At 58.0% G+C, this 26,783-nt stretch carries 20 protein-coding genes; 11 read left to right on the top strand and 9 right to left on the bottom strand.

Annotated features, from left to right (window positions below; translation table 11 throughout):
* Positions 1-124 precede the first annotated feature (124 nt).
* Positions 125-5,380, bottom strand: a complete 5,256-nt coding sequence (locus CO669_RS26070) for a non-ribosomal peptide synthetase (protein WP_349627022.1) — start codon at positions 5,378-5,380, stop codon at positions 125-127.
* 68 nt (positions 5,381-5,448) lie between these two features.
* Between CO669_RS26070 and CO669_RS26065 the strand changes: the two genes are divergently transcribed.
* The 6 genes from CO669_RS26065 to gmd all read left to right on the top strand — a co-directional run bounded on the left by CO669_RS26065 (position 5,449) and on the right by gmd (position 11,350).
* On the top strand, positions 5,449-6,243 hold the full coding sequence (locus CO669_RS26065) for a protein-L-isoaspartate O-methyltransferase family protein (RefSeq protein ID WP_097662801.1): 795 nt from the start codon (positions 5,449-5,451) through the stop codon (positions 6,241-6,243).
* A gap of 120 nt (positions 6,244-6,363) precedes the next feature.
* Positions 6,364-7,665, top strand: a complete 1,302-nt coding sequence (locus CO669_RS26060; protein WP_245444525.1) for an MFS transporter — start codon at positions 6,364-6,366, stop codon at positions 7,663-7,665.
* Positions 7,666-7,719: 54 nt separating this feature from the next.
* Positions 7,720-8,616, top strand: coding sequence for a DMT family transporter (locus tag CO669_RS26055; protein ID WP_097662799.1), 897 nt, complete (start codon positions 7,720-7,722; stop codon positions 8,614-8,616).
* A gap of 157 nt (positions 8,617-8,773) precedes the next feature.
* Positions 8,774-9,118 (top strand): DUF968 domain-containing protein, encoded by a 345-nt coding sequence (locus CO669_RS26050; protein ID WP_097662798.1) that lies wholly within the window; start codon positions 8,774-8,776, stop codon positions 9,116-9,118.
* Between the two features lie 379 nt (positions 9,119-9,497).
* Positions 9,498-10,064 carry a transglutaminase-like cysteine peptidase gene (locus tag CO669_RS26045; protein WP_097662864.1) on the top strand — a complete coding sequence of 189 codons (567 nt, stop codon included), beginning with the start codon at positions 9,498-9,500 and terminating at the stop codon, positions 10,062-10,064.
* Between the two features lie 194 nt (positions 10,065-10,258).
* The gene (gmd, locus tag CO669_RS26040) at positions 10,259-11,350 is read left to right on the top strand and encodes a GDP-mannose 4,6-dehydratase (RefSeq protein WP_097662797.1); all 1,092 of its coding nucleotides are present in this window, start codon (positions 10,259-10,261) and stop codon (positions 11,348-11,350) included.
* An 87-nt stretch (positions 11,351-11,437) separates the two neighbouring features.
* Here the strand turns inward: gmd and CO669_RS26035 are convergent, their stop codons facing one another.
* The 4 genes from CO669_RS26035 to CO669_RS26020 form a co-directional block, all read right to left on the bottom strand.
* Positions 11,438-12,727, bottom strand: a complete 1,290-nt coding sequence (locus CO669_RS26035) for a WcaI family glycosyltransferase (protein ID WP_097662796.1) — start codon at positions 12,725-12,727, stop codon at positions 11,438-11,440.
* A 60-nt stretch (positions 12,728-12,787) separates the two neighbouring features.
* Complete coding sequence (locus tag CO669_RS26030) at positions 12,788-13,762, bottom strand: GDP-L-fucose synthase family protein (RefSeq protein WP_097662795.1); 975 nt, start codon at positions 13,760-13,762, stop codon at positions 12,788-12,790.
* A gap of 285 nt (positions 13,763-14,047) precedes the next feature.
* A complete protein-coding gene (locus tag CO669_RS26025) occupies positions 14,048-14,320 on the bottom strand; it encodes a hypothetical protein (RefSeq protein ID WP_245444510.1) in 273 nt (90 codons plus the stop codon).
* Positions 14,321-14,528: 208 nt separating this feature from the next.
* Positions 14,529-15,440: an ABC transporter substrate-binding protein gene (locus CO669_RS26020; protein ID WP_245444508.1), complete on the bottom strand. Its 912-nt coding sequence runs from the start codon at positions 15,438-15,440 to the stop codon at positions 14,529-14,531.
* A gap of 471 nt (positions 15,441-15,911) precedes the next feature.
* Between CO669_RS26020 and CO669_RS26015 the strand changes: the two genes are divergently transcribed.
* Positions 15,912-17,279, top strand: a complete 1,368-nt coding sequence (locus tag CO669_RS26015; protein WP_097662793.1) for an undecaprenyl-phosphate glucose phosphotransferase — start codon at positions 15,912-15,914, stop codon at positions 17,277-17,279.
* 13 nt (positions 17,280-17,292) lie between these two features.
* Complete coding sequence (locus tag CO669_RS26010; RefSeq protein ID WP_097662792.1) at positions 17,293-17,907, top strand: class I SAM-dependent methyltransferase; 615 nt, start codon at positions 17,293-17,295, stop codon at positions 17,905-17,907.
* A gap of 33 nt (positions 17,908-17,940) precedes the next feature.
* On the opposite strand, the gene CO669_RS36435 is transcribed toward CO669_RS26010, so the two are convergent.
* Entirely contained in the window at positions 17,941-18,237 is a 297-nt protein-coding gene (locus tag CO669_RS36435) for a hypothetical protein (protein WP_245444506.1), read from the bottom strand.
* Between the two features lie 284 nt (positions 18,238-18,521).
* Between CO669_RS36435 and CO669_RS26000 the strand changes: the two genes are divergently transcribed.
* The 3 genes from CO669_RS26000 to CO669_RS25990 all read left to right on the top strand — a co-directional run bounded on the left by CO669_RS26000 (position 18,522) and on the right by CO669_RS25990 (position 21,886).
* Positions 18,522-19,754, top strand: a complete 1,233-nt coding sequence (locus CO669_RS26000; RefSeq protein WP_245444504.1) for a glycosyltransferase — start codon at positions 18,522-18,524, stop codon at positions 19,752-19,754.
* Between the two features lie 281 nt (positions 19,755-20,035).
* Entirely contained in the window at positions 20,036-20,935 is a 900-nt protein-coding gene (locus CO669_RS25995) for a glycosyltransferase family 4 protein (RefSeq protein WP_143278738.1), read from the top strand.
* 9 nt (positions 20,936-20,944) lie between these two features.
* Positions 20,945-21,886 carry a glycosyltransferase family 2 protein gene (locus CO669_RS25990; RefSeq protein WP_097662788.1) on the top strand — a complete coding sequence of 314 codons (942 nt, stop codon included), beginning with the start codon at positions 20,945-20,947 and terminating at the stop codon, positions 21,884-21,886.
* Here CO669_RS25990 and CO669_RS25985 read toward each other — a convergent pair.
* From CO669_RS25985 to CO669_RS25975, 3 genes are read right to left on the bottom strand one after another with little or no spacing between them, the layout of a single operon-like run.
* A complete protein-coding gene (locus tag CO669_RS25985) occupies positions 21,867-24,074 on the bottom strand; it encodes a glycosyl hydrolase family 28-related protein (RefSeq protein ID WP_097662787.1) in 2,208 nt (735 codons plus the stop codon). The genes CO669_RS25990 and CO669_RS25985 overlap by 20 nt on opposite strands.
* Before the next feature lie 24 nt (positions 24,075-24,098).
* Positions 24,099-25,355, bottom strand: coding sequence for an O-antigen ligase family protein (locus CO669_RS25980; RefSeq protein WP_143278737.1), 1,257 nt, complete (start codon positions 25,353-25,355; stop codon positions 24,099-24,101).
* A gap of 4 nt (positions 25,356-25,359) precedes the next feature.
* Positions 25,360-26,667 carry a lipopolysaccharide biosynthesis protein gene (locus CO669_RS25975; RefSeq protein ID WP_143278736.1) on the bottom strand — a complete coding sequence of 436 codons (1,308 nt, stop codon included), beginning with the start codon at positions 26,665-26,667 and terminating at the stop codon, positions 25,360-25,362.
* Positions 26,668-26,783: the final 116 nt, after the last annotated feature.

Raw genomic sequence — 26,783 nt, 5'->3', positions numbered from 1 at the left:
ATCCGGCTCCGCCGGCGGCAGGATCGCGCATACGCTGCGAACTCGTCGGGAGTGGAGGACATCAGCACTCCGCTAACGAGGCCGATCCGTTCGTACGCCATTCCTCTGCCCCAAGCGCCTCATCCTAAGCATCCGGCATCTGCTGGATCGCTTTCTTCCTGCTGGCTTTCGCCTTTAACTTGCCGGACTGCGCGACTGGCGCGCCGATGCCTGTTCCCGCATTGCGAATAGCTTCCTGAAGCTCGCGCTTACGGCGTGCGAGCAGGTTCCTCACATCGTCTTCCTGCTCAGCCGTCATTTCGTCCCGCGCAAACGAAAGTGCGGCCGGACTACTTTGCTCGTCTTTCGGAAACAACGCAGCTTCAGTGAACACCTCTATACCGCGGGCCTCGTCGACGCGTTTGGCGAGCGCTTCGATCGTTGGCAGATCGAAGATCGTCCGGATCGGCAGCGTCACTCCGAATGCCTGCTTGATGCGAGCCATCGCACGGCCCGCCAGCAAGGAATGACCGCCGAGATCGAAGAAATCGTCGGAGACCTTGATATCGCTCACATTCAGCAGGTCAGCCCAGATCTCGCGGATGGCCTTCTCGGTAGAACGGGACGGCTCGACCGCAGGAGGCACGATAATCGGTTCCGATCGAGGGGACGCTGCGATGGCTGCGCGATCGACCTTGCCGTGCCCATTGAGCGGCATGCGCTCCAAAAACAGGAAGACGGACGGCACCGCTTGGCTTGGCAGCCTGGCTTTGAGAAATTCGCGCAGTTCGGCCGCGCTCGGTTGATGGGTGCCCGTGGCAACGAGGTGGGCAAACAGCTTGATGTCGCCGCTTGCCTCACGGCGCGGCTCTATCACCGCGGCGCCGATCCGTGGATGATCCAGGAGGACATGCTCGATCTCCTTGAGCTCGACGCGATAGCCGCGGACCTTGACCTGGTGATCAGCCCGACCGAGACACTCTAGGGTTCCATCCACGCGCCAGCGCGCGAGGTCACCCGTACGATAGAGCCGCGCATGTGCACGATCACTGAAAGGATCGCGCTGAAAACGTGCGCTGGTCTGCTCGTTATCTCCAATGTAGCCGCGGCCCACGCCGTCGCCGCCGACATACAGCTCGCCGGTCACACCGATCGGCAATGGTTGCAACCCGCCGTCAAGAACATAGAGTTGGACATTCGGCAGCGGGCGACCGATGGACACAACTGACCCTGTTGGCGCCGCATCCAGACGATGCAGCGAAACATCGTCGGAACATTCCGATGCGCCGTAGGCATTGATCACCGGCACGCCTGGAAAATGTTGGAACCAGCTCCGGCAGACATCGGCCGGGAGCGGCTCGCCCGTCGAAATTAGCAACCGAAGACCCGCAAAGGCACGATAAATTGCTGTCTCATTCACCCGCTCGAGGATCAACCTGAGGAGCGACGGAACAATCTGCAACACCGTGACGCTTTCACGGTGCATTTCCTGCGCAAGCGACAGGGGATCCCGAACCACCGCGTCTGCGCAGATGTGGACACGGGCGCCAGCGGTCAACCCGGCGAGGAACTGCCAGACCGAGATGACGAAGCTTTGTGGCGCCGTCTGAGCGATCACGTCCCTATTTGAGAGGGCGAGCTCGGACACCAGCGAAGCCAGGTGATTTGACAGACCGCGCTGCTCGATCATCACGCCCTTCGGCGCGCCCGTCGAGCCGGACGTGTAGATGAGGTAGGCGAGGCCCGATGGCGCTCTTGCTTTCATCGGCTTGCCTTGGCTGCGCCCCTTGATGTCGTCTAGCATCGCGAAGGGCAGACGAGCAGCCGAAGAGGCCGAAAATATCTCATCGAGCTGGGCGGCGCAGCCGCGCGAACTCAAGAGCAGTCGGGGTTGCGCCGACTTGAGGATTGCGGCAAGCCGCACCGCAGGCTGCGTCGGGTCCAGACAGAGAAACGCCGCGCCCGCACGCTGGACCGCGATCATTGCCGCAAGCAGGTCGACGCTCCGCTCGGCGAGGAGCGCGACGATCATGTCCTCTCCGACGCCCTCCCGGGCCAGCCGCTGCGCGATGGCAAGACTTCGGCTGGCGAGTTCGCGGTAGCTCGATTTGCCGTTGCTGTCGCTAGCAGCCGTCGTCCCGGGATCACGCGCCGCCCGACGATCAAAGCGCTCAATGAAATTGCCGCGCCGGGGAAGACTTGCTCCCTTCCATTCTTCGAGCAAGCGATGGCGTTCCACCGACTCGATCAAAGGCAGGCGGGATATTTTCATGTCGGGATCGGTCACGATGCCCTGGAGCAGCGATTGGAAGTGTCCCGCCATCCGGGCAATCGTGTCCGCGTCGAACAGATCGGTGGCGTATTCGAAGAATCCCGAGAACTGTCCGTTGGTCTCAAGGAGTTCGAGGGTGATATCGAACCGCGCGACCGCCGGGTCGATCTCGATCCGTTGCGTCGACAAGCCGGGGAAATGGCCGGCCTCGACGGCGGGGTTTTGCAGGATGAACATGATCTGAAACGGTGGACTGCCGTCCCGGCGCGACGCCTGGAGCGCGCGCAAAACCGTTTCGATGGGAATATCCTGGTTGCGATAGGCATCGAGCGTGACTCGGCGCACGCGTTGCAGCAGTTCGCTGAAACGCGGATCGCCTGAGAGATCCGTCCGCATGATCACGCTGTTGGCGAATATGCCGATCAGCGGCTCGGCCTCTATCTGGTTGCGATTGGCAATCAGCGAGCCCGTCGCCACGTCCTCATGGCCCGTGTATCGACAGAGCAGCGTCTGGAACGCGGCCAGCAGCATCATGAACGGCGTAACGCTGTGCTGCTGGCCAAGCGCCTTGACCGCTGCCGACAGTACACGCGGAATTTTGATGTAGTGCCTGGCACCGCGACCCGTCCAGCTCTCGCCACGCGGGCGGTCCGTGCGAAGCGGCAGCGTCGTCACACCGTCAAGCTGCTTGCGCCAAAAGTCGAGCTGGTTGCTCGCGGCCTGCGTTTGCGCCCATGCCTGCTGCCAGCCGACATAGTCATGATACTGATACGCCGGGCCGCGGACCGACGGCCGCTTGCTGCGTCGAGCGGCCGAATATTGTTCCGCAAGCTCCTGCCACAATAGCCGTTGCGACCAGCCATCGGTCGCGATGTGATGCAGCGCGACGATCAGAGCGTGATCGCTTGAATCAAACCGCAACAGCGTTGCCTTGAACGGCGGCTCTCGTTCGAGATCGAAACAATAATGAGCAACCTTCATGGCCTCGCGCCGGATTGCGCCTGACCGCTTCCCGGCGACATAGCCGGCCAGCCTGATCTGTTCGAGCCGCGGAGAAAGGTGGCCGACCTTCTGCACCGGCTCCCCATCGGCCTCCGTAAAGGTGGATCTCAGGATCTGATGACGCCGCGCGACGGCCGCAATGGCCGCCTCGAGTGCCTCCACGTCGAGCCGGCCCGACAACCTCGCCACTTCGACGACATTGTAATTGTATTTGGTCGAATCGAGCTTGGTGAGGATGTACATCCTCTGCTGCTGGAACGAGAGCGCTACGGCACCGCCACCGCTTGCGGCACGATGCCATTTGGGCGCCGCGTCACCGTGGCGCGCTGACGAGGCCTGCAGCCGGACCGCCAACGCTGCGACCGTTCCGGCGTCAAACACATCGCCGAACGTAAGATCGACTCCGAACTGTTCGCGCAGGCGCGACAGCACCTGCGTGACCGCAAGGGAATCGGCGCCGAGCGCAAAGAAATCCTGATCGACGCCGATCCCCTCCACTTCCAGGACCTTCGACCAGATCGCAGCGAGCTGGGCTTCCAGCTTCGAGCGAGGCGCGACGGCCGGTACCGCGGCTTCCAACGCAATCAAGGCGGGGAGCGCGCTTCGCGTGATCTTCCCGCTCGCGCCCTTGGGAATTTCATCGGCGATGTGGATCAAGCTCGGCACCTTGTAGGCGGCAAGCCGGCTTGCCGCCAGTTGCCGCACCTGTTGCGGCGTGACGCTGGCGCCTGGCCTCAGCACCACGACTGCTGCAACGTTCTCGCCGAGCTTCTCGTGCGGAATACCGAACGCTCCGGCCTCCAGCACGTCGGGATGGGTCAGCAGGGCTTCCTCGACCTCGAGCGGCGAGACCTTCTGCCCGCCCCGATTGATGACGTCCTTGATGCGGCCGACGATGAAGAGGTAGCCGTCTTCGTCGAGAAAACCGAGATCGCCGGTCCGCAACCAGCCGTCCCGGAATGCGGCATCCGTCGCCTGCTGATCATTGTCGTAACCGCGCGTGATCGTCGGACCTCGCAGCACGATCTCGCCATGCTGGCCGCTCGGCTGCTCGCGGCCGTTGCCATCCATGATCGCGATATCAGGACCGGCAGCCACGCCGACCGAACCGGACTTGCGCCGATGACGCGGATTGGCGGCGATCTGGGATGCGGCTTCCGTCATGCCGTAGGTCTCGACGACGGGCACTGCAAACAGCGCTTCAAGCCGCTCCAGCGTTGCGGGCGCGAGCGAGGCCGACGCCGAGCGGATGATGCGCAGGGAACTCGGCTCTGCGGCGCGATCACCCGCAGGCGCAGCCGCCAGGACCGCGCGATGGATCGTCGGCACGGCCGTATACCAGGTCGGCTGCAATTCCCTCAACCAACCGAAGAAGGAGGCTCCGTCGAAGCTTTTCGTGCATATGACGCTCGACCCGGCGGCAAGTGCAGTCAAAAGTCCCGAGATCAAGCCGTGCGCATGAAAGAGCGGAAGGACGTTCAAGAGGCGGTCGGCCGCCGTGAGAGACAAAACCGCCCCCGCATTGACGGCTGAAAGACAGACGCTTGCGTGGGTGAGCGGCACCATCTTGGGACGCGCGGCAGTGCCAGAGGTGAGAAGAACGAACGCATCGTCGTCAGGGCCGGTTTCTCCAGTTGCTACTCCTGGAGTGCGAGTGCTGCTCGTGAGCTCAAAATCGGCCGCCTTTTGCGAACCAACGTCGAGAACCGGAATTCCCAACGACTGCGCAACATTCCGGCTCGCGGGCTTCGCGTCGCCGCTGGTGACGAGCGCTGCCAGCCTCAAATCGGCAAAGTAGCGTTGCAGTTCGTCAGGCGTAAAATCCGGATTGATCGGAACACAAACCGCCGCAGCGGCTATCACAACCAATGCAAGAGCGTTATCAGCGCCACGCGGAAGCACAACCGCAACGCGATGATGACTAGCAACGCCAAACTGCCGCAACTGTCGCCGGACACGCTCCGCACAAACCCAGAGCTCGGCGTAACTGACAGAATTTCCAGACGAATCCATGATTGCGTTTTGCGCGGGAGTCGTCCGTGCATAGAACGCGAGCAGACCAGCAATGCTGGAGAAAGCTTCTCGATCCGCCGGGGATCGCTGCGACGATGAGACTCGAGCGGCCAAGGTGATGCCTTTTTTCTGGGCCTGAGCTATCGTGCACGACGATATCGTCAGTGATTGGAAGAAGCAAGATGAGCGACATCGCCGCTGCGCGAAAACGTTACGTCGAGCAGATCAAGAAGCGTGGACGAATTTCCTCGTCGCGATTGCTCGATGCGTTCGCATCTGTTTCGCGCGAACACTTTGCTGGCCCGGGGCCTTGGCGGGTGCGAGCCTCGGAAGGTCGCGAATATCAGACGACGCCAGACGCCGATCCCATCCATCTCTACGATGACGTGCTGGTTGCGATCGACGAAAGTCGAAGGCTGCACACCGGCCTTCCCAGCCTCTGGGCCAATCTGTTCGAAATTCTCGATATCAAAGCCGGCGAGCGGGTTGTCCAGATCGGGTGCGGTCTCGGTTATTTCTCGGCGATCCTGTCCGAACTTGTCGGCCCACATGGCAAGGTCCTCGCGATCGACTGCGAAAAGGAGTTTGTCGCCCAAGCAAAAGCGAACCTGCGCGGCTACAGGAATGTCCGCGCCCTATGCGCCGATGCGTGCCGCAATATCGGGGAGCCGGCGGACGTCATCGTGGTTCACGCCGGCTTCACGCACCCCCACCCGCTCTGGCTGCAGTCGCTTCGCCTTGACGGACGGCTCCTGGTGCCACTGACCAAGCACAACCGCGAAGGAACAATAGTGAAGGTCACGCGAAAAGTTGATGGCTTTCACGCGGAAGCGGTCAGGCGCGTCGAGATATTCCCCTGCAAGGGGCGCGGCGAGACCGAGCTGGACGAGCAGGTCGCCGATTGGTGGGAGCAGGCCTCCGTTCTCGCGCCGGTGCGCTTTCAGGCAATTGAACATGGCCTTCCTTCGGACGGTTGAAAGCTCACTCCACCGATTTGCCGATCAGATTGAGATTTCGCTTGCCTGCGCGCTCGGCTTGGATTTCAATTCGCCCAGGGATTGTGGCGCGGTCTGAGCAGGGGATCAACCTTGACGATCATCACCGACAACGTCGCGGACCAATGGTCCGCGCGAACTCCTTCGATCGCAAAGGTTGCGTGGGCGAGCGTGCTGGGTACCGCGATCGAGTGGTACGACTTCCTTATTTATGGAACGGCCGCGGCGCTTGTATTCAACAAGCTGTTCTTCCCGTCATTCGATCCTCTGATCGGCACCGTTGCCGCCTTTGGTACATATGCCGTTGGTTTCGTCGCCCGCCCGATCGGCGGCGCGATCATCGGTCACTTTGGCGACCGCGTCGGCCGCAAGTCGATGCTGGTCGCGACTCTGCTGATGATGGGCATCGGCACTTTCCTGATCGGCTGCCTGCCCACCTATGATCAGGTGGGCATCTGGGCGCCTATCATGCTGGTGGCGCTTCGCTTTATTCAGGGTATCGGCATCGGCGGCGAATGGAGCGGCGCGGTGACGATGATGATTGAGCACGCTGGCAATCGACGTGGATTCTGGGGCAGCCTGGTGCAGGTCGGCTTTCCCATGGGCGTGGCCGCATCGACGGGGATCTTTGCGCTCGTTACGCAGCTGCCCGAAACGAGCTTTCTGAGCTGGGGTTGGCGCGTGCCCTTCCTTCTCAGTATCGTTCTGGTCTTGGTGGGGCTGTTCGCCAGATATAGCCTGACCGAAACGCCGGAGTTCAGACAGGTTCTCGAGCGAAAGGACGTCGTAAGCCAACCGATCTTCGAGATCTTCCGGCGCGACTGGCGCAACCTTTTGCTGGCCATCGGCATCACGGTATCCGAGGTCGGTTTGGCTTATCTCCTGACCGTGTTCGTGATCACCTATTCGACGACGAAGCTCGGAATGCCGCGGCAGACCGTCCTCAATGCGGTTGTCTATGCGGCCCTGGTCGAATTCGTGACGCTGCCGCTGGCGGGGTGGCTGTCAGACGTCTATGGCCGGAAGGCGCTCTACCTCGCCGGCGCCGTCGCCTCCATCGTCATGGCTTTTCCCCTGTTCTGGCTGCTCGACACCAAGGATGCGACCATCGTGACGCTCGCGCTGATTGTCACCATGACGCTGACGCATGCCCTGCTGTTCGGACCGAAGGCCGCGTACATGCCGGAATTGTTCGGCACGAGAATGCGCTACAGCGGCGCCTCGCTCGGCGCCAATATCGCAGCCGCGCTCAGCGGCGGTCTGTCACCACTGATCGCAACAGCGCTGCTGGTCTGGACGGGCGGGGCCTGGGCAATCTCCGTGTTTATCATTGCGCTTTCCGTGCTCACGCTGGTGTCCGTGCTTGCGGCACCGGAGACGGCTCGCCTTCCGCTCAAGTACTGAGACGAGAGACGAAAGTCGGATCGGACTTGCGCAACTCGCTCTCCCGGTGATCCCATGCACGAGCCCAAATCGAAGCAGACAGCGCACATTGCGCCAGCGGGCCTCGCATTCCTTGTGATTACGTCGATCGGCTGGGGCAGCAACTGGCCCGCGACCAAGTATCTGCTGGGCCAGCTTCCACCGCTGACATATCGCGGTGTCATGGGCCTCGTCGGTGCGGCGCTGCTCGCTAGCCTGGCCGGGCTTCGAGGCCAAAGCCTGCGCGTGCCCGAGGGCATGTGGGGCCGCATCGTCCTGTCAGCAACCTTCAACGTCACCTGCTGGATGATCCTGATCGGGTTTGCTCTGCTCTGGTTGCCCGCCAGCGAAGTCGCGCTGATTGGCTATACAATGCCAGTGTGGGCCGCGATCATTGCCTGGCCGGTGCTCGGCGAAAAGCCGACCGTATTGCGCACGACGGCGCTGTTCATGGCGCTCGCCGGGCTCGCGACCATCATGGGCGGCAACGGCATCTCCGCGAGTTGGGAAAAGCTTCCGGGAATCGTGCTGGCCTTGGGCGGTGCGATCGGCTTCGCATTCGGCACCGTCTTTGCGAAGAAACTGCCGATCCAGATGCCGCCGCTATCGTCGGCTGCCTGGCAGATCCTGATCGGCTGCCTTCCGATCACTTTGATCGGACTTGCGATCGAGACCACTGACGTTTTCGCCATCACGCAGCTCGGCTGGATCCTGATCGTCTATGTGACGATCATGCAATATTGCGTTGCCTATGTGAGCTGGTTCGCGGCGCTGGCCCGGCTTCCTGCCTCGATCGCCTCGATCGGCACGATCGGCGTCCCTATCGTCGGCGTCTTGGCATCCGCGGCGACCCTGCACGAACCGCTCGGCGCGGGCAAGATCGCGGCCCTGCTGTTCACGCTCGCGAGTGTCGTGCTGGCGACCAGATCTTGAGCCGGTGTAGGAACGCAGTCGTAACGTTGGAGTCTCCTAGAGCTTTTGCCAAACGCTCTTTGTCTTCGCCTCCCTCAAATGCCGCGGCCAACTGGAGATTGCCGTAATCCAGTCCATCCGGATCACGTCGAATCTATCTCGATTCCTTTGTTTGCCCATGCCTCCGAGATTTGGACTTCCTCAAACTCGCCGGTCAGAGCTTGCAGGGAAGTTAAGGCCGCACCGGGTCGAGCCGTGTCTCGTCTGCAAGCAAACGCCATCAGATCCCTGTCATCTCAAATTCGCTCAGCCGAGAACGCTGAGCCGCAAGGTCAGCGACGAATTCACCGTGCCTCTATGCCGAAAGCATCACCAGGCCTTGCACAGGTATGGCGACGAACGCACGTGGTGGGCGGGTGTTCAGATGTCGCCGCTGTCTGTCGCGGGCGAACTTTGGGCGTCAAGCCCGGCGCACGTGAGCCATTCTTCGGTCCAGGCGCAGGACGATTTCTCGCCGAGCTGATCGCCTCCGTCGGTGCCCTCGCCTCCGCTCGTTGCGCTGCTTCTCGCGAGCAGCGGTCAAGCAGCGAGCCTACAGCGTGCTGTTCGGCGAGCCGGGGCACGCACACACGTTGAGTCCAAGGGAGTCTATCGTGATCGACGGATATAAGGTGAAACGCCTGAACTTGCCGCCACGTGGTCTTTGGTCGTCTGAGAGCATGCTGAGACTTACTGCACCCATGCCGGGTGATACTCGACGTCGGCATGGTCGTCACTCTCACTGACGACTTGGGCGCGCTCTGCTCCACAATTGAGCATAGATTGCCCTACAATTGTCATAGCAATTCCATTGCACCGCAATATACTTCGCCTAGCAATCAGAAATGTCAGGCGAACTTTCGATGATCAGACATGCGGTCCGCATGCTGGCTATCATGTATTGCGTTTGCGGCCAGCCCGCCTATTCAAAGTATGAATTTCAAGCGGTCACGCCACCGCTGTCATTCTCGCAATTCTGCATTCAGTATCCCGAGGACTGCCAGCGCCACGACGATCGCAGGATCCGGGATTATCGTTCCTCAGTTCAGCGTTGGCGAGAACTCGCCCAGATCAATGCAACGGTGAATTTCGGCATAACGCCGAAGGATCCGCCTGCGAGTCGGCGAGACACCGAGTGGCAGATATTTCCTTATGAAGGCAATTGCGGCGACTACGCCGTCACCAAGCGCCACCTCCTGCTGCGATCCGGCTGGCCCAGCTCCGCACTCCTCCTCGCAGAGGTCGTGATCCAGGTGACCGGAGAGCATCACCTCGTGCTGCTCGTGCGCGAGGGAAAGGCGGTTCTGGTGCTCGACAATCTGAGCCCGGTGGTCACGCCGCTGGTGGATGCGTTGGAGCGATTCATTATCGTGCGGGCGGAGTCGGGTGCGGAACCCCAGCGGTGGACACGCGAAGTTGCCGCTTTCTAGCTGCCTCGGCCGGCGGCTGAAGATGCGCCTCGTGGTCCGCCTTTATCCGCAAGCAGCCCACGGTAACCATGGCCAAACTCCGAAAATCCGGCAATCGCAAGAAGGCCGTTAATCTAAGCTCGATTTTCGGGTGATTTCACCCTCCCTAACCAAGTCAATTTCATGTAAGCACAGGTCTCAAATTTGGGATTGATATGACAAAGAAACGAGCTCTGATCACTGGCGTTACTGGCCAGGATGGCGCCTATTTGGCCGAACTTCTTTTGCAGAAGGGATATGAGGTCCACGGCATCAAGCGCCGGACCTCGCTCTTCAACACCGATCGCATCGATCATCTCTATCTCGATCCGCATGAGCCAGATCCGCCTTTTCGGCTCCACTACGGCGATCTGACGGATTCATCGAGCCTGATCCGGATCGTCGGCCAGGTGCAGCCAGACGAGATCTACAATCTCGCGGCGCAGAGCCACGTCGCCGTGTCGTTCGAGGAACCGGAGTACACTGCAAACTCCGACGCCCTCGGCGCGTTGCGCATCCTTGAAGCGATCCGCATCACCGGCTTGGAGAAGAAGGCTCGCTTCTATCAGGCATCGACGTCTGAGCTCTACGGCTTGGTCCAGGAGATTCCCCAAAAGGAAACCACGCCGTTCTATCCGCGCTCACCCTACGCCGTCGCCAAGCTTTACGCCTACTGGATCACGGTCAATTACCGTGAAGCCTATGGCATGTATGCCTGCAACGGCATTCTCTTCAACCACGAATCTCCGGTCCGTGGCGAAACCTTCGTGACCCGAAAGATCACGCGCGCTCTGGCGCGCATCCATTTGGGACTGCAGGAACGGCTTTATCTCGGCAATCTGGACGCCTTGCGCGATTGGGGGCACGCGCGTGACTATGTCGAAATGCAATGGCTGATGTTGCAACAGGACAAGCCGGAAGATTTCGTGATTGCGACCGGCGTGCAGCACTCCGTCCGAGATTTCGTGAATGTCGCGGCAAACGAAGTCGGCATGACAGTTCGCTGGGAGGGCAACGACGTCGAGGAAAAGGGATATGATGCCAAGACTGGCAAGTGTATCGTTTCGGTCGATCCGCGCTATTTCCGCCCCACCGAAGTCGCGACGCTTCTTGGTGATCCGTCGAAGGCCAAGCAGAAACTCGGCTGGGAGCCCCAGACATCGTTCGAAAGCCTGGTTCGCGAAATGATGAAGGAAGATCTCGAATCCGCAAAACGGGACGAACTCATCAAGCAGCACGGCTTCAGATATTATCCGCGCCATGAGTGAACGGCGGCAAGCGTGAAAACGGAAGGGCGGGAAGCTGAAATGCTCTCCCGCCCTTTTCAATTTACGACTTGCGCCGACTGATGATCGTCAGGGCTGGGGAACGGCATCCTTCACTGGAATTGAGACGGGTGTGGGCGACAAAGCAGGCTTCGGCACCTTCAAGGCTGCCATGTCTTCGACCCAGCGCCGGACAATCGTTCGACGATCCCAACGCTCGACAGAGCGCCTTCGTCCCTCAGCACCCAGCTTTTCGCAAAGCGCAGGGTCCTCACTTAGGCTTTCAATTGCTGCGGCGAGCGCCGGTGTATCGCCTGGGGGAATGACCAGCCCAGCACCTTCAACTTCAGCGGCAAGGCCGGTGCCTTGGCTCGCCATGGCAATAACCGGCCGCCCGGATGCGAGGACCGCCCCGAGCTTTGAAGGCAGGACCAAATCGGCGGCCTCCGCCTTCTGAGGAATAAGATGAAAATCGGCCGTCGCCATCAATTCATTGAAGCTCTCGATAGGCTGCAAGCCCAGGAAATGGATTCTCGAACGGCCGGCCGCCATTTCGACCAGCTTTGACTTGTGAGGGCCCTCGCCCGCGAGAATGAAATGAATGTCGGGGCGCCTCTCTTCCAAGGCGGCAGCCGCATCGATTGCAAGGTCCAGCCCCTGCTTGTTCGACATCGTGCCTGAGTAGAGTCCGACAATCGCGGTGTCGGGAATGCCGAGCTCCTGGCGATATGTGGTCTGCCTGGAGGCGGGATAGATCGCGCTCGTATCGATCCAGTTCCTCACCTCGGTTATGCGTTCTGCGTCCAGCCCCTTGCCGCGCAGGCGATCGACCATTTGCGGGGAGATTGATGAAACCCTGTCAAAGGAACGAAGAATAGCCGCTTCCGTCTTCAGCATCACCGTCCGCAGCTTCTCGTTCTGGAGCAAGCCCAGATCGAAAGCCGCATCGACTTCGAAGTCCTGCACATGGAGCCAAGATTTGGTGCCAATCCGCCGCGCGACAAAGGAGACGAATGCAGCTGACATTAACGAAGGGGCCGCGGAGAGCATGATGTCGGGACGCCAGCTGACGGCTTCCTTCACGACAGGGAGCATGCTGCTCAATGCAAAGGATGCGTGATGAACAAGACGCTTCCCGCCCGATGGCTGCGCAGGCACGTAGATCGGCGCGCGCGTTACGCGCACGCCATTGATATCCCTGGCCCTGAAATAGGACGCATCAAAGCCATGCGGGATCTTCCAGGCGGGATAATAGGGCGGCGCGGTGATCACCCTCACCTCGTGACCTTCGTCGACGAGACTCTCGCACAGCTCCGTATTGTACTTCGCCACGCCAATGAGATCGGGCGCATAATTGATGCCGACCAGAAGAATACGCATCAACGGAATCCAGCTTGCTATTCAAGATCAAAAATTTATTCAAACGAAGTGGTGAGCTGCTCAGCTCGCCCGGCTAACCTCCAGATGGCGGCCATGCCCCTGAAGAAAGTCATCATACGCCGCGGCGATTCCCACACGAAGCGAGGTGGTGGCACGCCAGCCAAGTGCTCGAAGCCGAGAACTATCCAGGAGCTTGCGCGGCGTCCCGTCCGGCTTGGACGTATCGAAGATCAACTTGCCTTCGTACCCTACAACCTCCGCTACGGCCGCAGCGAAGTCTGCGATCGAAACCTCATCGCCACTGCCGACATTTATCGGGAGATCGCTCGAATAATTCTTCAGAAGGAAAACGCAGGCGTCCGCGAAATCCTCGACGCTGAGGAATTCACGGAGCGGCGTGCCGGTGCCCCACACGGTGACCGTCGGCGCCTTGGCAAGCTTGGCTTCGTGGAAGCGACGGATCAGTGCAGCCGGCACATGACTATGATCCGGATGATAATTGTCGCCGCGGCCGTAGAGATTGGTCGGCATGGCCGAGATGAAGTCATCGCCGTATTGCCGGCGATACGCCTGGCACATCTTGAGGCCGGCAATCTTGGCGATGGCGTACCATTCGTTGGTGGGCTCAAGCGGCCCCGTCAGCAATTCGCTTTCGGCCATCGGCTGCTTGGCGTGCTTGGGATATATGCAGGACGAGCCGAGGAACAGCAGACGCTGCACGCCAACTGCGTGACTTGCGCGGATCACGCTCAATTCCAGCGCGAGGTTGTCGCACAGAAAGTCGACCGGGAAATTGTTGTTGGCTGCAATGCCGCCGACCTTTGCAGCGGCGTGGACCACGACCTCGGGACGATTGGCCTCGAGCCATTTCAGCGTGGGCTCTTCTTTCGTGAGGTCCAGCTCACGCCGATCGGCCGTCAGCACGGTGCAATTCTCTGACGCAAGCCTGCGGACGACAGCCGATCCGACCATGCCCCGGTGCCCCGCGACAAAGACACGCTTGCCTGAGAGATCGTAAGTTGCAGCCCCTGTCATCACATCCTCTACAGGCGTCGGTCCGCCGGATCATCACCTCTGTGAGCTCCAGCCACCGCCGCGTTACGCAATCACGCTGCCGATGCAGCCCCGCCAGACTGCTAACACAATCTTCACCATGCGACAGCCGGTCCCGGCCAGGCAAAGATATTCATGGTGAACCTGGGCTGCGCGCACAAAAGGTCGGCACGCGATGAAACAAAAACGAGCAAGGCAGCCGCATCGGCCGTGCGGCTGCCTTGGAAGATCGGTGAAAGCGGCAGCCGCCGCTTGGTTAGCTCAACCTCAGTACGCCCGGCGCAGGACAGGGCCGACAGGCGCACAGACCCGGTCCATGTACCAGCCATAGGGCGTCTCGACCCGCACCAGCGGGCAACGGCGCCACGGCGCGTAGCGGTAGGGATAGGGCTGCGCCCAGAACGTCACCGGCATCGCCTGGCTTTCACCCGCGAGCAGGGCCGCCGGTGCCGGCATCTGCATTGCCGCGCTCGCACCGCTCGCTGCGCAGAAGGTAACAGTTGCGGCCAAAAGGCCTGCTCGCATCAACGTCTTAAACATCCAAAATAGCTCCTCGCCCCTTGCGGATTTGGTCCCCGACCGTGTTCGTCAGATCCCAGCCGATCGACGCCGCCCGTTCGAAGGCACTCCGCGACTAGCCCAAATAGTGAACCGAACTTTACCAAGGCCGCCGACGCAAATGCAACAGACGCCCGGGCAGCCGAGGGCCTTTTGGGACGATATGGCGCGCAAGTGTGGCTTCCAGGTCCTATTTTTCCTCGCTCCAGGCGCCCGGGGCGGCGAGATCGGGCGATCGGCGGTAGACATCCCGGAGGAACTGATAGTTGACCGTCTGCGCCAGAGGCACGTCTTCCTCTCCGAGCTTGGCGAAGAGGAGGATATCCCGGAGCGTCCGCCAGCGGCTTTCGTCGTAGTCGCCGATGCGGCCGCCCGTCGGCAGCACCAGCGGACGCTGCAGCTGCAGCTCGAATTTCAGCCGTTCGGAGTTCAGCTTGGCCGGCCCGGTCCCGGCCAGAACGGGCACGCTCCGTGCATAGTCCGCGTAGGTGAATTGCCATCCTCGAATGAGGCCCTGAAGGGCATCGGCGATCATGGATGGCTGTTCATGGACGAGAGCGTTGCTCGCGAAGTAAACCAAGCCGGGCACATGGATACCGTAGTCTTGCGGTTTGATGACATTCAGCTTCACGACAGCCGAACTGGCGGGATCCGGTTGCTCGTCGATTGCGGCGATGATGGCATCCACCTCACCGGCCCGCAGAGCGTCGAAGCTGTCGCGGTCTGGGACCTTGGTGATCTGGCTTCGCGGCAATCCGAGCTGCGCCATCATGGCATCGAACACCACGTCTCCTTCGCTCGCCCGGCGGTACCCGACCCGCTTTCCGACCAGATCGGCCGGCCGCCGCAAACCGGAGCTTTCGAGCGTGAAGATCGCGACGGAGGTATCGAGGAAGCTTGCGGCAAAGGCCGTGACGGGAACGCCGCGCCAGGTCGCCAGCAGGAACTTGTGGCCGCTCGTCACGCCGATGGCATGTTGACGTGCGATGGTTTGGACGAAGTCTGGATCAGGTTGGGCCGCCAGCTCGATGCGGGAGGAGAAATATCCCTGCCTCGATGCAGCGAGCTCGCCGGCAAAGCGCGCGCCATACGGCCCGTCCAAGAGGAGCTTGGCTGCAACGGCGGTCGAGACCGTCGGGGCCCGTACGGGCGCTGCATCAGGGCGAAGCAGGAGAAGCACAGTTCCCACCAACGCCGCAGCAGCAAGGCCGATGGCGAGGGTGCGCTTCCCCTTCGGCCGGGTCCGCCGCCGGGACTGGGTTCGAGACAACGAGGACTTCCTAACGGGTTGTGAAAATTAACATATCAGGCGGGGCGAGATGGGCTACAATGCAGCTTGTGGGGTAAGGTTAATTTTTCCTTCGCCTTGTTTTAACAGCGATTTTGACCGATAGCACGGCTTGTTCGGGTCAATGAATTTTGCGTCAATGGGCTTGGTAGGATGACAATTCTTTCCACACGGCCGGTGCCCGTCGCTGATTCTACGACGGAAACTCGTCTGGTCGCGCCAGACGCAGAGGCGGCTACGGGTTTTGCGCCGAGCTGGTTGCGGCCTGCAATTGTCGAACGACTGATGGCTGTGGCCGACGCGGCGCTGATCATGGTCAGCGGGATCGGGTGCGCGGTCAGCTATCACATCGCGACAGCGGGCACGCTCGGCAAGGCGGACGTCTATGCGGCGGCGAGCGTGATGGTGGCCGTCAACTTCGTCCTGCTGACGGTCGTGCAGCATGGCTATCGCCTGAAGAACATCACCAACCTGCCCCGCATGTTCCGGATGACGCTGACGACGTGGACCGGGCTGTTCGGGGCGCTGCTGGCGATCGCCTTCACGATGAAGGTCAGCGACGAGTTCTCGCGCGGCACCACGATCTCGTTCTATCTGGTCGGCCTTACCGTCCTGCTCGTCTGGAAGACCGCGGCGGCGCGCTGGACCGGGCGGGCGTTGCGCACCGGCGCCTTCGCCAACGGCCGCGCGATCATGATCGCCGAGTTCGGCCTTGCCAGCTCCTCCAACGCGGTCGAAGACCTCGGCCAGCACGGCTACCGCCTGATGCGGGTGATGGAGATCCCGCCCAAGGAGCTCGCCTCGCCCCTGTTGCTCTCGACGCTGGCGCCGCGCTTCGAGGAGCTGGTCAACTACGCGCGCGAGCACCGGATCGAGCACGTCTTCCTGCTGATGAACTGGAGCCGGCAGCACGCGATCGACAGCATTCTGGACGCGCTGAAGATCCTGCCCATTCCCGTGCATCTGGTGCCGGACCCCAACGCGGCGCGGTTCCTGCGCTATCCGCTGGTCTCCACCGGCAACACCTTCACCGCCGAGCTGCGCCGCGCGCCCTTGTCCTGGAAGGAGCGCGCGCTGAAGCGGGCGCTCGACCTCGTCGGCGCCAGCGTTGCGCTTCTCGTGTTCGCGCCGGTGATGCTGGTGACCGCAGCCCTGATCAAGCTGAGCTCGAAGGGCCCGGTGTTCTTCCGCCAGACCCGCCACGGCTTCGGCGGGCGCGCGTTCAAGATCTTCAAGTTCCGCACCATGCGCGTGCTGGAGGACGGCCCGACGATTCGGCAGGCGGAGAAGAACGACCCGCGCGTCACGCCGATCGGCAAATGGCTGCGCAAGACCTCGATCGACGAGCTGCCGCAGCTCTTCAACGTGCTCAAGGGCGACATGTCGCTGGTCGGCCCCCGCCCGCACGCGGCCGCCCACAACACCGAATATGAGCAGATCATCGGCAACTACGCCTTCCGCCACCACGTCAAGCCCGGCATCACCGGCTGGGCCCAGGTTAATGGTTACCGCGGAGAAACCCGCACGCTCGACCTGATGCAGAAGCGCGTGGAGTATGATCTGTGGTACATCAATAATTGGAGCTTGTGGTTGGACTTGAGGATTGTGCTGGCCACGGCCTCCGTCAGTTTCAGACAGCAATCGGCCTACTGAGCCAGGGGATATAATGAACGGTACTGCTGCACATAAGGTCGCCCGCGTGGTTGGTAATTTCGCGGCTCACCCGAACTATATTCCACGGTATCTGCAAACGTGCCAAGCGATGCCTATCGACCTCAGCTTACCCTGGTTTTCATGGAGCTCCATCGACTATCTGCGCGAGGCGCTGAACGGCTCGATGAACCTCTTCGAGTATGGCAGTGGCGGGTCTACGCTTTTCTTCGCTGAGCGCGTGCAGCAAGTTTCAAGTGTTGAAGATCAAAAAGGTTGGTACGATCATCTCCAAAAGGTATTGGGGAAACGAAACGTCACCAACGTTGATTATCGGTTCGAGGCGATAACCTCTAAGACTCTGGAGGGATCCGACTACCTACTCTCTCTTAATAGACCGTACGATATAATCGTCATTGACGGGAGCGAAGACTGGCCCTCTCACATCGTGCGTCCGGCCTGCTTCACCCATGCACAACAATACATTCGCCCCGGCGGAATGATCATCGTTGACGACGCTTGGAGGTACGACGGACTGCTTCCTCATTCCAAGGCGAAGAAACACCTTAAATTTCAAAGCGTCGGCCCTGGCCGCTTCGGAGTAACGCGGACCGATATCTATCAATATTGAGCCCAGTTCGTATCAATGAATGCCCTCACTGGCTCAATGATGGAACAGGTTAAGCCGAGCTTCAGCTTTTGCAATCGCGTCGAGCGCCTTCTTTTCAGAACCGCTTGGCTTCTGTTGGCCCGTTGGACCTGGAATGGCGCGAACGCATGGCGTCTCGCGCTGTTGCGTGCATTCGGCGCCAAGATTGGAAGAGGTGTCCGCATCGGGGGATCTGTCAAAATTTGGCTTCCCCGCAATCTGATCATCGGGCAATTCTCGACGCTTGGCCCTTTCTGCGATTGTTACAGCATGGCCCCCATCACAATCGGTGAATATACCATTGTCTCTCAACGAGCGGTCCTTTGCGCAGGGACTCACGATTTCGAAGATGCGAAATTTCCACTCGTCGCTAAACCGATTGAGATCGGCTCCAACGTATGGATTGCTGCAGAGGCATTCGTATGCCCAGGGACACGCATCGAGGACGGTGCCGTACTTGGCGCCCGAGGTTGCGCTTTCGGACACCTTTCGAAATGGACGGTGTACGCCGGCAATCCCGCACGCGCTCTTCGTCCGCGAAATTTACGTGTTTGAAACCCTCTCAAGAGCCACGCAAAGTGGCCAAGAGTTGTCCAATGACCAATATTCAAAGCCATAAAATGACCCGCATACTCCATGTCATTGCGTCTGTGGATCCGAAAAGCGGTGGGCCGATCGAAGGCATCATCCAACAAGCTGCTCAGCGCCGTCCCACAGAATATGAAATCAGCATTGCTTGTATTGACTCGCCTTCAGAGAGTTTCGTCTCCAACTGCCCTGTCAAGGCTTATGCGCTGGGACCGAAGCTACGCAGACCCGCATGGATGCGTTGGCTGCCCTGGATCCGCTACGGCTATGTGCGAGCCCTAGTCCCATGGCTTAAGCACAACGTCCAAAACTACGACATCGTTGTCGTTAACGGCCTTTGGAACTACGCAACATACGCTTGCAAAGTAGTGCTCCCGAAGTCCGATCGGCCTTACGTTGTCTTCACTCACGGGATGCTCGATCCCTGGTTTAAGAAAACCTACCCTCTAAAAGCCGCGGTCAAGCAAATATTCTGGTGGCTATGCGAAGGCCCGCTCCTAAAGCACGCTGGCGCGGTACTCTTCACCACCGACGAGGAGAGGATTCTCGCTCGCAATGCTTTTTGGCCATATAAAATTACTGAGCGGGTGGTCGGTTATGGTTGCGGAGACGTGCCTCCAGCCACTCACACGCAGCTGTCAGCCTTCCGAGAGCTCACGCCAAGTCTCGGTGACAAGCGCTATCTCTTGTTCTTGAGCCGAATCCATCCCAAGAAAGGATGCGATCTGCTGATTAAAGCGTTTAGCGGTTTTGCTAAATCGAACCCGCACATCGACTTGGTCATCGCTGGTCCTGATCAAATCGGATGGTTGCCAAAACTTCGCCAGTTGGCGATCGACCTCGGCGTGGACAGCCGAATCCATTTCCCGGGGATGATACAGGGCGATGCCAAGTGGGGCGCATTTGGTGGCGCTGAGGCGTTCGTGCTGCCCTCACATCAAGAAAACTTCGGCATCGTTGTTGCAGAGGCGATGGCCCTCAGCAAGCCTGTGCTGATCACGAACAAAGTAAACATATGGCGAGAAGTAGAAAGTGCCGGAGCGGGACTCGTGGAGACCGACGATGAGCAAGGGATCTCTCGATTACTCTCCAAGTACGCAAGCCTTTCGGAAGATCAAAGATTGGACATGGCGGCCCGCGCGAGGCAGTCGTTTCTAGCAAACTTCGAGATGCGCAATGCCGTCGTTCGAATTGACGAGGCCCTACACGAACTCATCGCCCGTTTCGATCGCCGAGCATAAAAGTGGAACGCCAGCCTTTGGATAATAATCGTGACAGGAAACCTATCGCGATAACATGTGTCATAGGTCCATTCTTTCCCGTTCCTCCAATCCAAGGGGGAGCGGTTGAACGAATTAATTTGACTCTGTGCGAGGAGTTTGCACGCCAGGGTCACTCGGTTAAGATTATCTCCCGCATGTTTCCGGGGCTTCCTAGGACGCAAGTACTTAACGGCGTAACACATCGGCGCGTCAGGTCATGGTCAGCTCCCAAGAACAGAGCGCTGTATCGAATCCTTGATTTGATCTATGCCTTCAGGGTGACCGCTGCGCTTGAAAAATCAGATATAACAATCACAAACAGCGTATCTCTACCGCTGGTATTGCCAAAAGCAAAAGCTGGCCTGATCTATGTTAGTGTTGCCCGAAACCCGAAGGGACAGATGGGCATATACCGACGAGCGGCAAGACTTCAAGCCGTCTCGCGTCACATCGAGAACGCGATTTGCGAGCAATCGCCAAACGTACGCCACCTGGTGAAAACCGTCCCCAATTGCCTCAGCCGAGAATTCTCATCCGCAATTGGAACCACGTTCGGCACAAGAAGAAAGGAGATCTTGTACGTTGGTCGAATTGCAAGGGAGAAAGGTATCCATCTTCTGCTACGCGCGTTCAATTTTCTTTCGCGAGAATATCCCGATTGGAAGTTAACGATCATCGGCCCTCACCAACCACACTTGGGAGGCGACGGTGACGCTTTTCTTAGCGAACTGATGAGTCTCGTGGAGAGAAACCCGGAGTCCGTTAGGTTCTTGGGCCCGATTTTCGACGAGAAAGAGCTAATCCAGAAAATGGGGCAGGCTCAAATCTTCGTCTATCCGTCAATTGCCGTTGCTGGAGAGTCCTTTGGGCTCGCCCCGCTCGAAGCTATGGCGTGTGGGTGCCCGGTGGTTCTATCGCAACTTGAATGCTTTTCCGACTACTTGAAACCCGGGATAAATGGCCTGACATTCGACCACGCCGACGAAACAGGCGAAACACTGGCAGTCGCGCTTAGCCGGCTCATTGAGTCTGAAGAGTTACGAAATAAGCTCGCCGTTAACGCGATTGCGACTAGCCGCGAGTTTACTCCACAAGCTGTAGCCAAACTGTTCCTAGACGACTTCCGATCCCTTCTGAAACAACACGTACAATCTGCATAGCGAGATCGCATGCCGTCGCTTACCGTTGTTATTCTCACGTTCAATGAAGAGTTGCATCTTGAACGCGCGATCAACAGTGTTTCACACATAGCGGAAGCGATTTTCGTTGTAGATTCGTTTTCCACAGATCGCACCGTTGAAATAGCCAAAAGCCTAGGATGTCGCGTGCTTTCAAATCGATTTGAGAGCCATGCAAGGCAGTTCCAATGGGCATTAGAAAATGCATCAATTGCTACCGACTGGGTCATGAAACTCGATGCCGACGAGGTGATCGAACAAGATCTCGCTCATGAAATCGAAACCAGACTCCCCGAGCTTTCGCTAGATGTCACCGGAATCAATCTCAACAGAAAACACATTTTCATGGGCCGATGGATCAAGCATGGCGGTCGATTCCCACTGACGATGCTCCGCATCTTTCGTCGCGGCCAAGGGTACGTTGAGGATCGTTGGATGGACGAGCACGTTGTGGTGAAGGGAGGTAGGACCATTACTTTTAGAGGTGGATTTGCAGATCACAACCTCAACGATCTTACCTTCTTTACAAGCAAGCACAACAACTACGCAACGCGTGAAGCAATAGAGGTCTTGAATGAACGTCTTGGTTTCATGCCACAAGATGCCTCCCTAACAGCATCAGCGACCTCCACCCAAGTAGCGGTCAAGCGACTACTTAAGCAAAAAATCTTCAATCGTCTCCCCTACGAACTGGCTGCCGTGGGGTACTTCATTTTCCGATACTTCTTACAGCTTGGAATATTGGATGGAAGGTCAGGATTGATCTATCATTTTCTTCAAGGATTTTGGTATCGCTTCTTGGTCGGCGCAAAAGTGTATGAGTTGGGGCGGTGCATCGCTACGCTGACAGACGCTTCGCAAATTAGAAAGGAGCTTGAAAATAAGACTGGATTACCGATCGCAACATCGGGCTTCAATGCTTCTGCTGATTAACAGTAGGCACCTTGGTCCGCTTGAAGAAATTCTCACCGATTAAGACGCGTGTCGCGCCGGCATCGATCTTCACTCCCACATCTACATCTTCAACTGAGTTGTGCTCGATGATTGCATCTACAATCGAAGGATTTATGCCGTCCTTCCCTTGAATTTCGATGGTGGCATTTCCACGCAGGCGATTCTTTCGCATAATGACCCCCCGAACCAAAGGGGCAGTATTCGGCGGCACTGGGCTGCCCATTGCTTTGAGCACTGCGTCCGCAGGAACGTAAAAAGTTAGGCCACCTACGGTACCTGCTTCGATCGAATTATCGAGAAACTGAGTATAGAGAGCCGGCTGATAGTATTTTCCGTAAGAACGTCCATCTACAATCATACCACCCGTGCGGGTCGAACTATTGCCGACGGCAATCTGATCCCACGAGCTACCATAAAACTGTATAGCTACCCCCGCATCACGGAATTCGTTTCCAACCAGAACGTACCGTCTGTGCATCGGTGTCAACACGGCTACGGACGTCTCGTTTGTGGTCACCGGAAAGCTCTCGGTAAGAGAAACCACGTCACCTTCAATCTTAGATACACCGGCGTACGCACCGACGCCATACCCGCTCAGAATCGCCAATCCTCCGGCTCTTCGGCAGCCGGGTTCCTCAGAACTCTTCTGCATCAGCTTGGCGGTTTTCGTGCCTCTTACGATCAAAACTGGTCCATAGTAGCAGCCGCCCGGCCCGTCTGATGTGATTCCTTCGGCGTCTTGGCCCATCAGCAACGAAAATTTGTTATTCTTCATGAGGACGTTCTGAGCAATGGCACGGCCCGGGCCAAACAATGTGTTGATTCCTCCTCCGCTGCCTTCTTGATCAACACCGTAAATCTCATTGTCCTCCATAATAAATCCGTCCGGATTTGTGATCGAGTACCATCCGTATCGGCCTATCGCGAACCTATTGCCTCGAACAACGGAGAACCTTGGAGACTGAAGATAGAGTGGATTGACTGACCCATATATGTCAGAGTTTGTTATTGAGATGTTCTCCCCCGCTAGACGGATCATGTCCGGTCCTCGAGGCGGTGATCTCGTCATAGCAGCAGTCAAGAAAGTGGCGGCCTGCTCCGTCTTCAAGTGACCACGAAACATTGAGGCTCGGATCGTTAGGCGATCTATCCCAATATTTGCCGCTTCAACGATTTGTCCGTCAGCCAAGAAACCACCGCTCACGACATGGCCGTGCCTGGTAGTCATGATCGTGAAATTCTCTAGCCGAAAGTCAGACCTGCCTTGGATGAGAGGGCTCGGCGGAGCTTCTGCGTCCTTTAGCAGGAGAACTGATAGCTTTGAACTTTCGCCGTGGACAACGACGTATCTTGGAATCGTTAGTTGGCCGGAAAGGAGATAAGTCCCTCGAGGAATGAAGAGGGTACCGCCTCCGAGTTGCTCGAGTTTACGAAGAGCAGCCCTTATACTTTCAGTATCGTCGTCTTTCGCGTTACCACGAGCACCAAATTCCCGAGCATCGACCCAATGGTCTGGGAAACCGATTTTTGATCTAACGAGAAGCTGTCCGACAGGAGCTACCGCTCGAACGTCTCCCTGCCCATTCCAAAGCTCCAGAGAATATGACCCCATTGGGAGGTCTTTAGGGAGCTCGAACTGTGCGTCCCAGAGATCGCCTATGATTTTGTTAAGTTGAACTGGGGCACCTTGGGCAGGCTTGAGTAGCAGGATCGCACCATTCCCGCGCGAAATATTCCTGCCCATAACGCGCACCCACCCACCTGGAGACGCGTCTGCACCTAGATCCCCCTGTCGCCAATAGATAGTCGGGCCGTTTAGCAATCCGAGGATGCTATTTCCACGTCGCATCAACAGCTCATAAGCGATGACGCCGCTGGGGATATCGGCCGGCAATTTGACTTTGATTGAGGTTCCTGAGCGCTCCACTATTTGACTTGGCAAGTCAAGCAGGTCCTGCCCGCTGGATCCTATAGAGTCTTGTAGCCGTCGCACTTGAACGTTGGATATCTCGTCCAGATCGACACCAGCAAACAACACGACCTCGCCTGGTTCGACGGGATCGCTCGCCCAAAACACAGCGGGCTCGGCCTTCGCCAAGCACAGGCCCAAAAAGAATGTGAATAAGCAACTAAAAGCGAAAAAGGGAAGGCCGTATCGAATACGCATATCCAAACATCCCCCATGACGTCATCAACCAGTCCGGCCAGTTAGAGCTCGCTCGTTAAGCACGCGCTTTCGCACGACACTCGTTCGACTCGACCGCCGGGGATCGGGAAGATCGAATGCGGTCAAAGCGACTACCACCTGGAACACCACCACAGGCAAACTGAACGCATCGACCATGTAGCCCTCGAAGATAGAGCCGACAGCCAAAGATACGGCGAGTCCGGCCAGCAGCACTTCCGGAGAACGCTTTCTGCTAGCACTCAAACTAGTTACTCTGGCTGTCGTCTGAAGGATCACAGCTACCGATAAGAAAGCATAGACGAATCCATACAACAGCCATCCGCGCAAGAAGGAGTTCTCTGAGCGGATCGTTGAAATCCCATATCCCCAAAGTGGCTCTTCCGAAATAAGCGACCACATTAGGGACCAAGCTCCAGTTCGGGTGTCTTGGACTTCGCCGCGACTAAAGCTCTCTCCCAAGATAGATAACTCGATTCCTTGAGACATCACATAGAAGAAGAGCCCTAAGGTACCAAGGGCGATCAGTCCTCCATGGACCCACAGGCCGAGTCGAGCCCACGTGATAACGTACAGAGCACTAACGAGCATCAATAAGCCGGTGCGAGATCCGGTCTCTTTGAGCAGCACGCACCCCAAAGAGAGTACAAAGAGCGCCAAGATTTTCACGACAAAACGGCGCGGGCTCACCACCGCAAACCACAATGCACTGCAGGCCACGGCTAGTTGAACGGCAAAGAAGTTTGGATGGGAGGCGCTTCCAAACATTCTTGGGTTGCCTGGAACGTACCCGTGCCCAGATACGTAATCGACGAAATTAAGCAAGATCAATACCGCGCCAAATATCTGAACCGCAGTGGCAGCGGCCTGTACTACCTCGCGATAGCCAAGCATTACGACGCACGAGCCCGTCACAAAGTAGATATTTAAGAACACTAGCAACCCGAGTGCGGCCTTGAAGCCTTCTGCGGGCTGCACGGCGGATACGCGCAGGCCAGCGATACAAGAACACAACGCAACGGCAATCAAAACTGAGTTTAACCGCCATCTCACTTCCGTAGCTTGCTTCACGAAATACAACGAGAGTGCGGACCCCAGAAACGCTAAATAGACAGAAGATTGCTTGATAACTGCAATTGCGGGACCGGTTGTGAGATCATGCCAGTAGGCGCTCACGCCCAGCGCTTCAATATCGTTCTTGAAGCCAGCCGAAATCAAAAATGCGAGGAGAATAACCGTATAGAGCCGAATCTCTCTACTCATGAGTTCATCCCATCGCCTCATTAGGCCGCATGCTAAATACTCTGTCCTTGAGGCAAATTCGAACGACGATGAGAAAGCTACTCAGCTCCGCCAACACCAGAACTGACGCAACGCCATTGAGTCCATAATAGCGGCATGCTGGTATCGAACCGCCAAGCGCCAATACTGAAATCAACAACAGAAATTTCGCAATCTTCGTGTGGCGGTTCACCGCAACCATTAAGTTCGAAGAAAAAAACCAAAGTCCTTGTAAAAACATTGCCACGGCCATGAGGGCGATAAAGCTCCCGTCTGGATCGATGCGACCAAGCGTCCAGTGACGAACGAACACGCCTCCAAACAGGCTGAACGCTAGCGCACCAGGTAGCAAGACAGCCACGACCGATGCCGCATTCGCTCTTAAGACATGTCTTAGTAGCTGAGTGTCACCCGTCGATGCGGCTCGAGACATCTCAGGCATTGATCCGCGATTCAATGCGCTCGCAAGCTGAAGCGCAATTCTGCTGGCGGTTCGAACAGGATTAAACACCGCGACCGCTTGGGGAGACAAGACAGAACCAACAACTAGCACGATTCCTTGAATGTTGATCGCAAGGGCGATTGGCACAGTCATCGCAGCAATTGCCGGATACGCAAGACGTCGGATTTCAGTAAGGCGCGCCTTCGAGAAGCCCAGCGCCATCCCCCCAACCGACCTCCTAAGGATCTGGTCCAAGACGATCATCGAGAAGCAGCGCCAAACCGTCATCGCGAGAATGCATGCGCCAAACGAGAAACCTGTCCAGGCAATCGCTACGAGAAGCATAGCCTCCAAGAAAGACAAGAATTCATAACTGAACGTACCCACCGCGTAGTTCCCAGTGGAGCGCAAACCGGCAAGCAGCACCCGAGAGCACAGCGACACGGCAGAGTAGCAGACGAACAGAAAAATATCGACGGCGTACTCAGAAAGCCAATTTAAGCTGGCTCCCATCGGGCGTCCCTGAAGCAAGACGATAGGACTCGTCAAAGCTACTGCAAGCACAGAAAGAACGACCAGCATCAGCCAGATGCTTTGATACGTCACGGTGGTGTTCTTCTTATCTCCTCGAGCAAACGACATCGTCATGTCGCTGGTCGCAGCCGTAGCAAAGCCAAAGTCCGAAAGTGCGAAGTATGTCGGTATCGTCGAAAGCATCAACCATGTGCCGTACTGATCCAAGGACCAAATTGAAATCAAGAGTGGCACTTGCAAGATTTGCAAAGACGCATTCAAACCCAATCCAACCAAATTGGTGATAGTATTGAACGCGGTTGCACGATTGACGGACATTGGCCCAGCCTTCGATGCTTCTACCGCAGGCCAGCGGCGGTTAGCTTTTGGAATATTTGGTACTTAAACTCGCGAACTCCCGACATAGTCCCCAAGACTGCATCTATGCGCTTATA

Source organism: Bradyrhizobium sp. Y36 (assembly GCF_002531575.1).
Classification (GTDB): Bacteria; Pseudomonadota; Alphaproteobacteria; order Rhizobiales; family Xanthobacteraceae; genus Bradyrhizobium.
The sequence above is the reverse complement of the archived record's forward strand: the minus strand, read 5'-3'. Positions and strand labels throughout refer to the sequence as shown.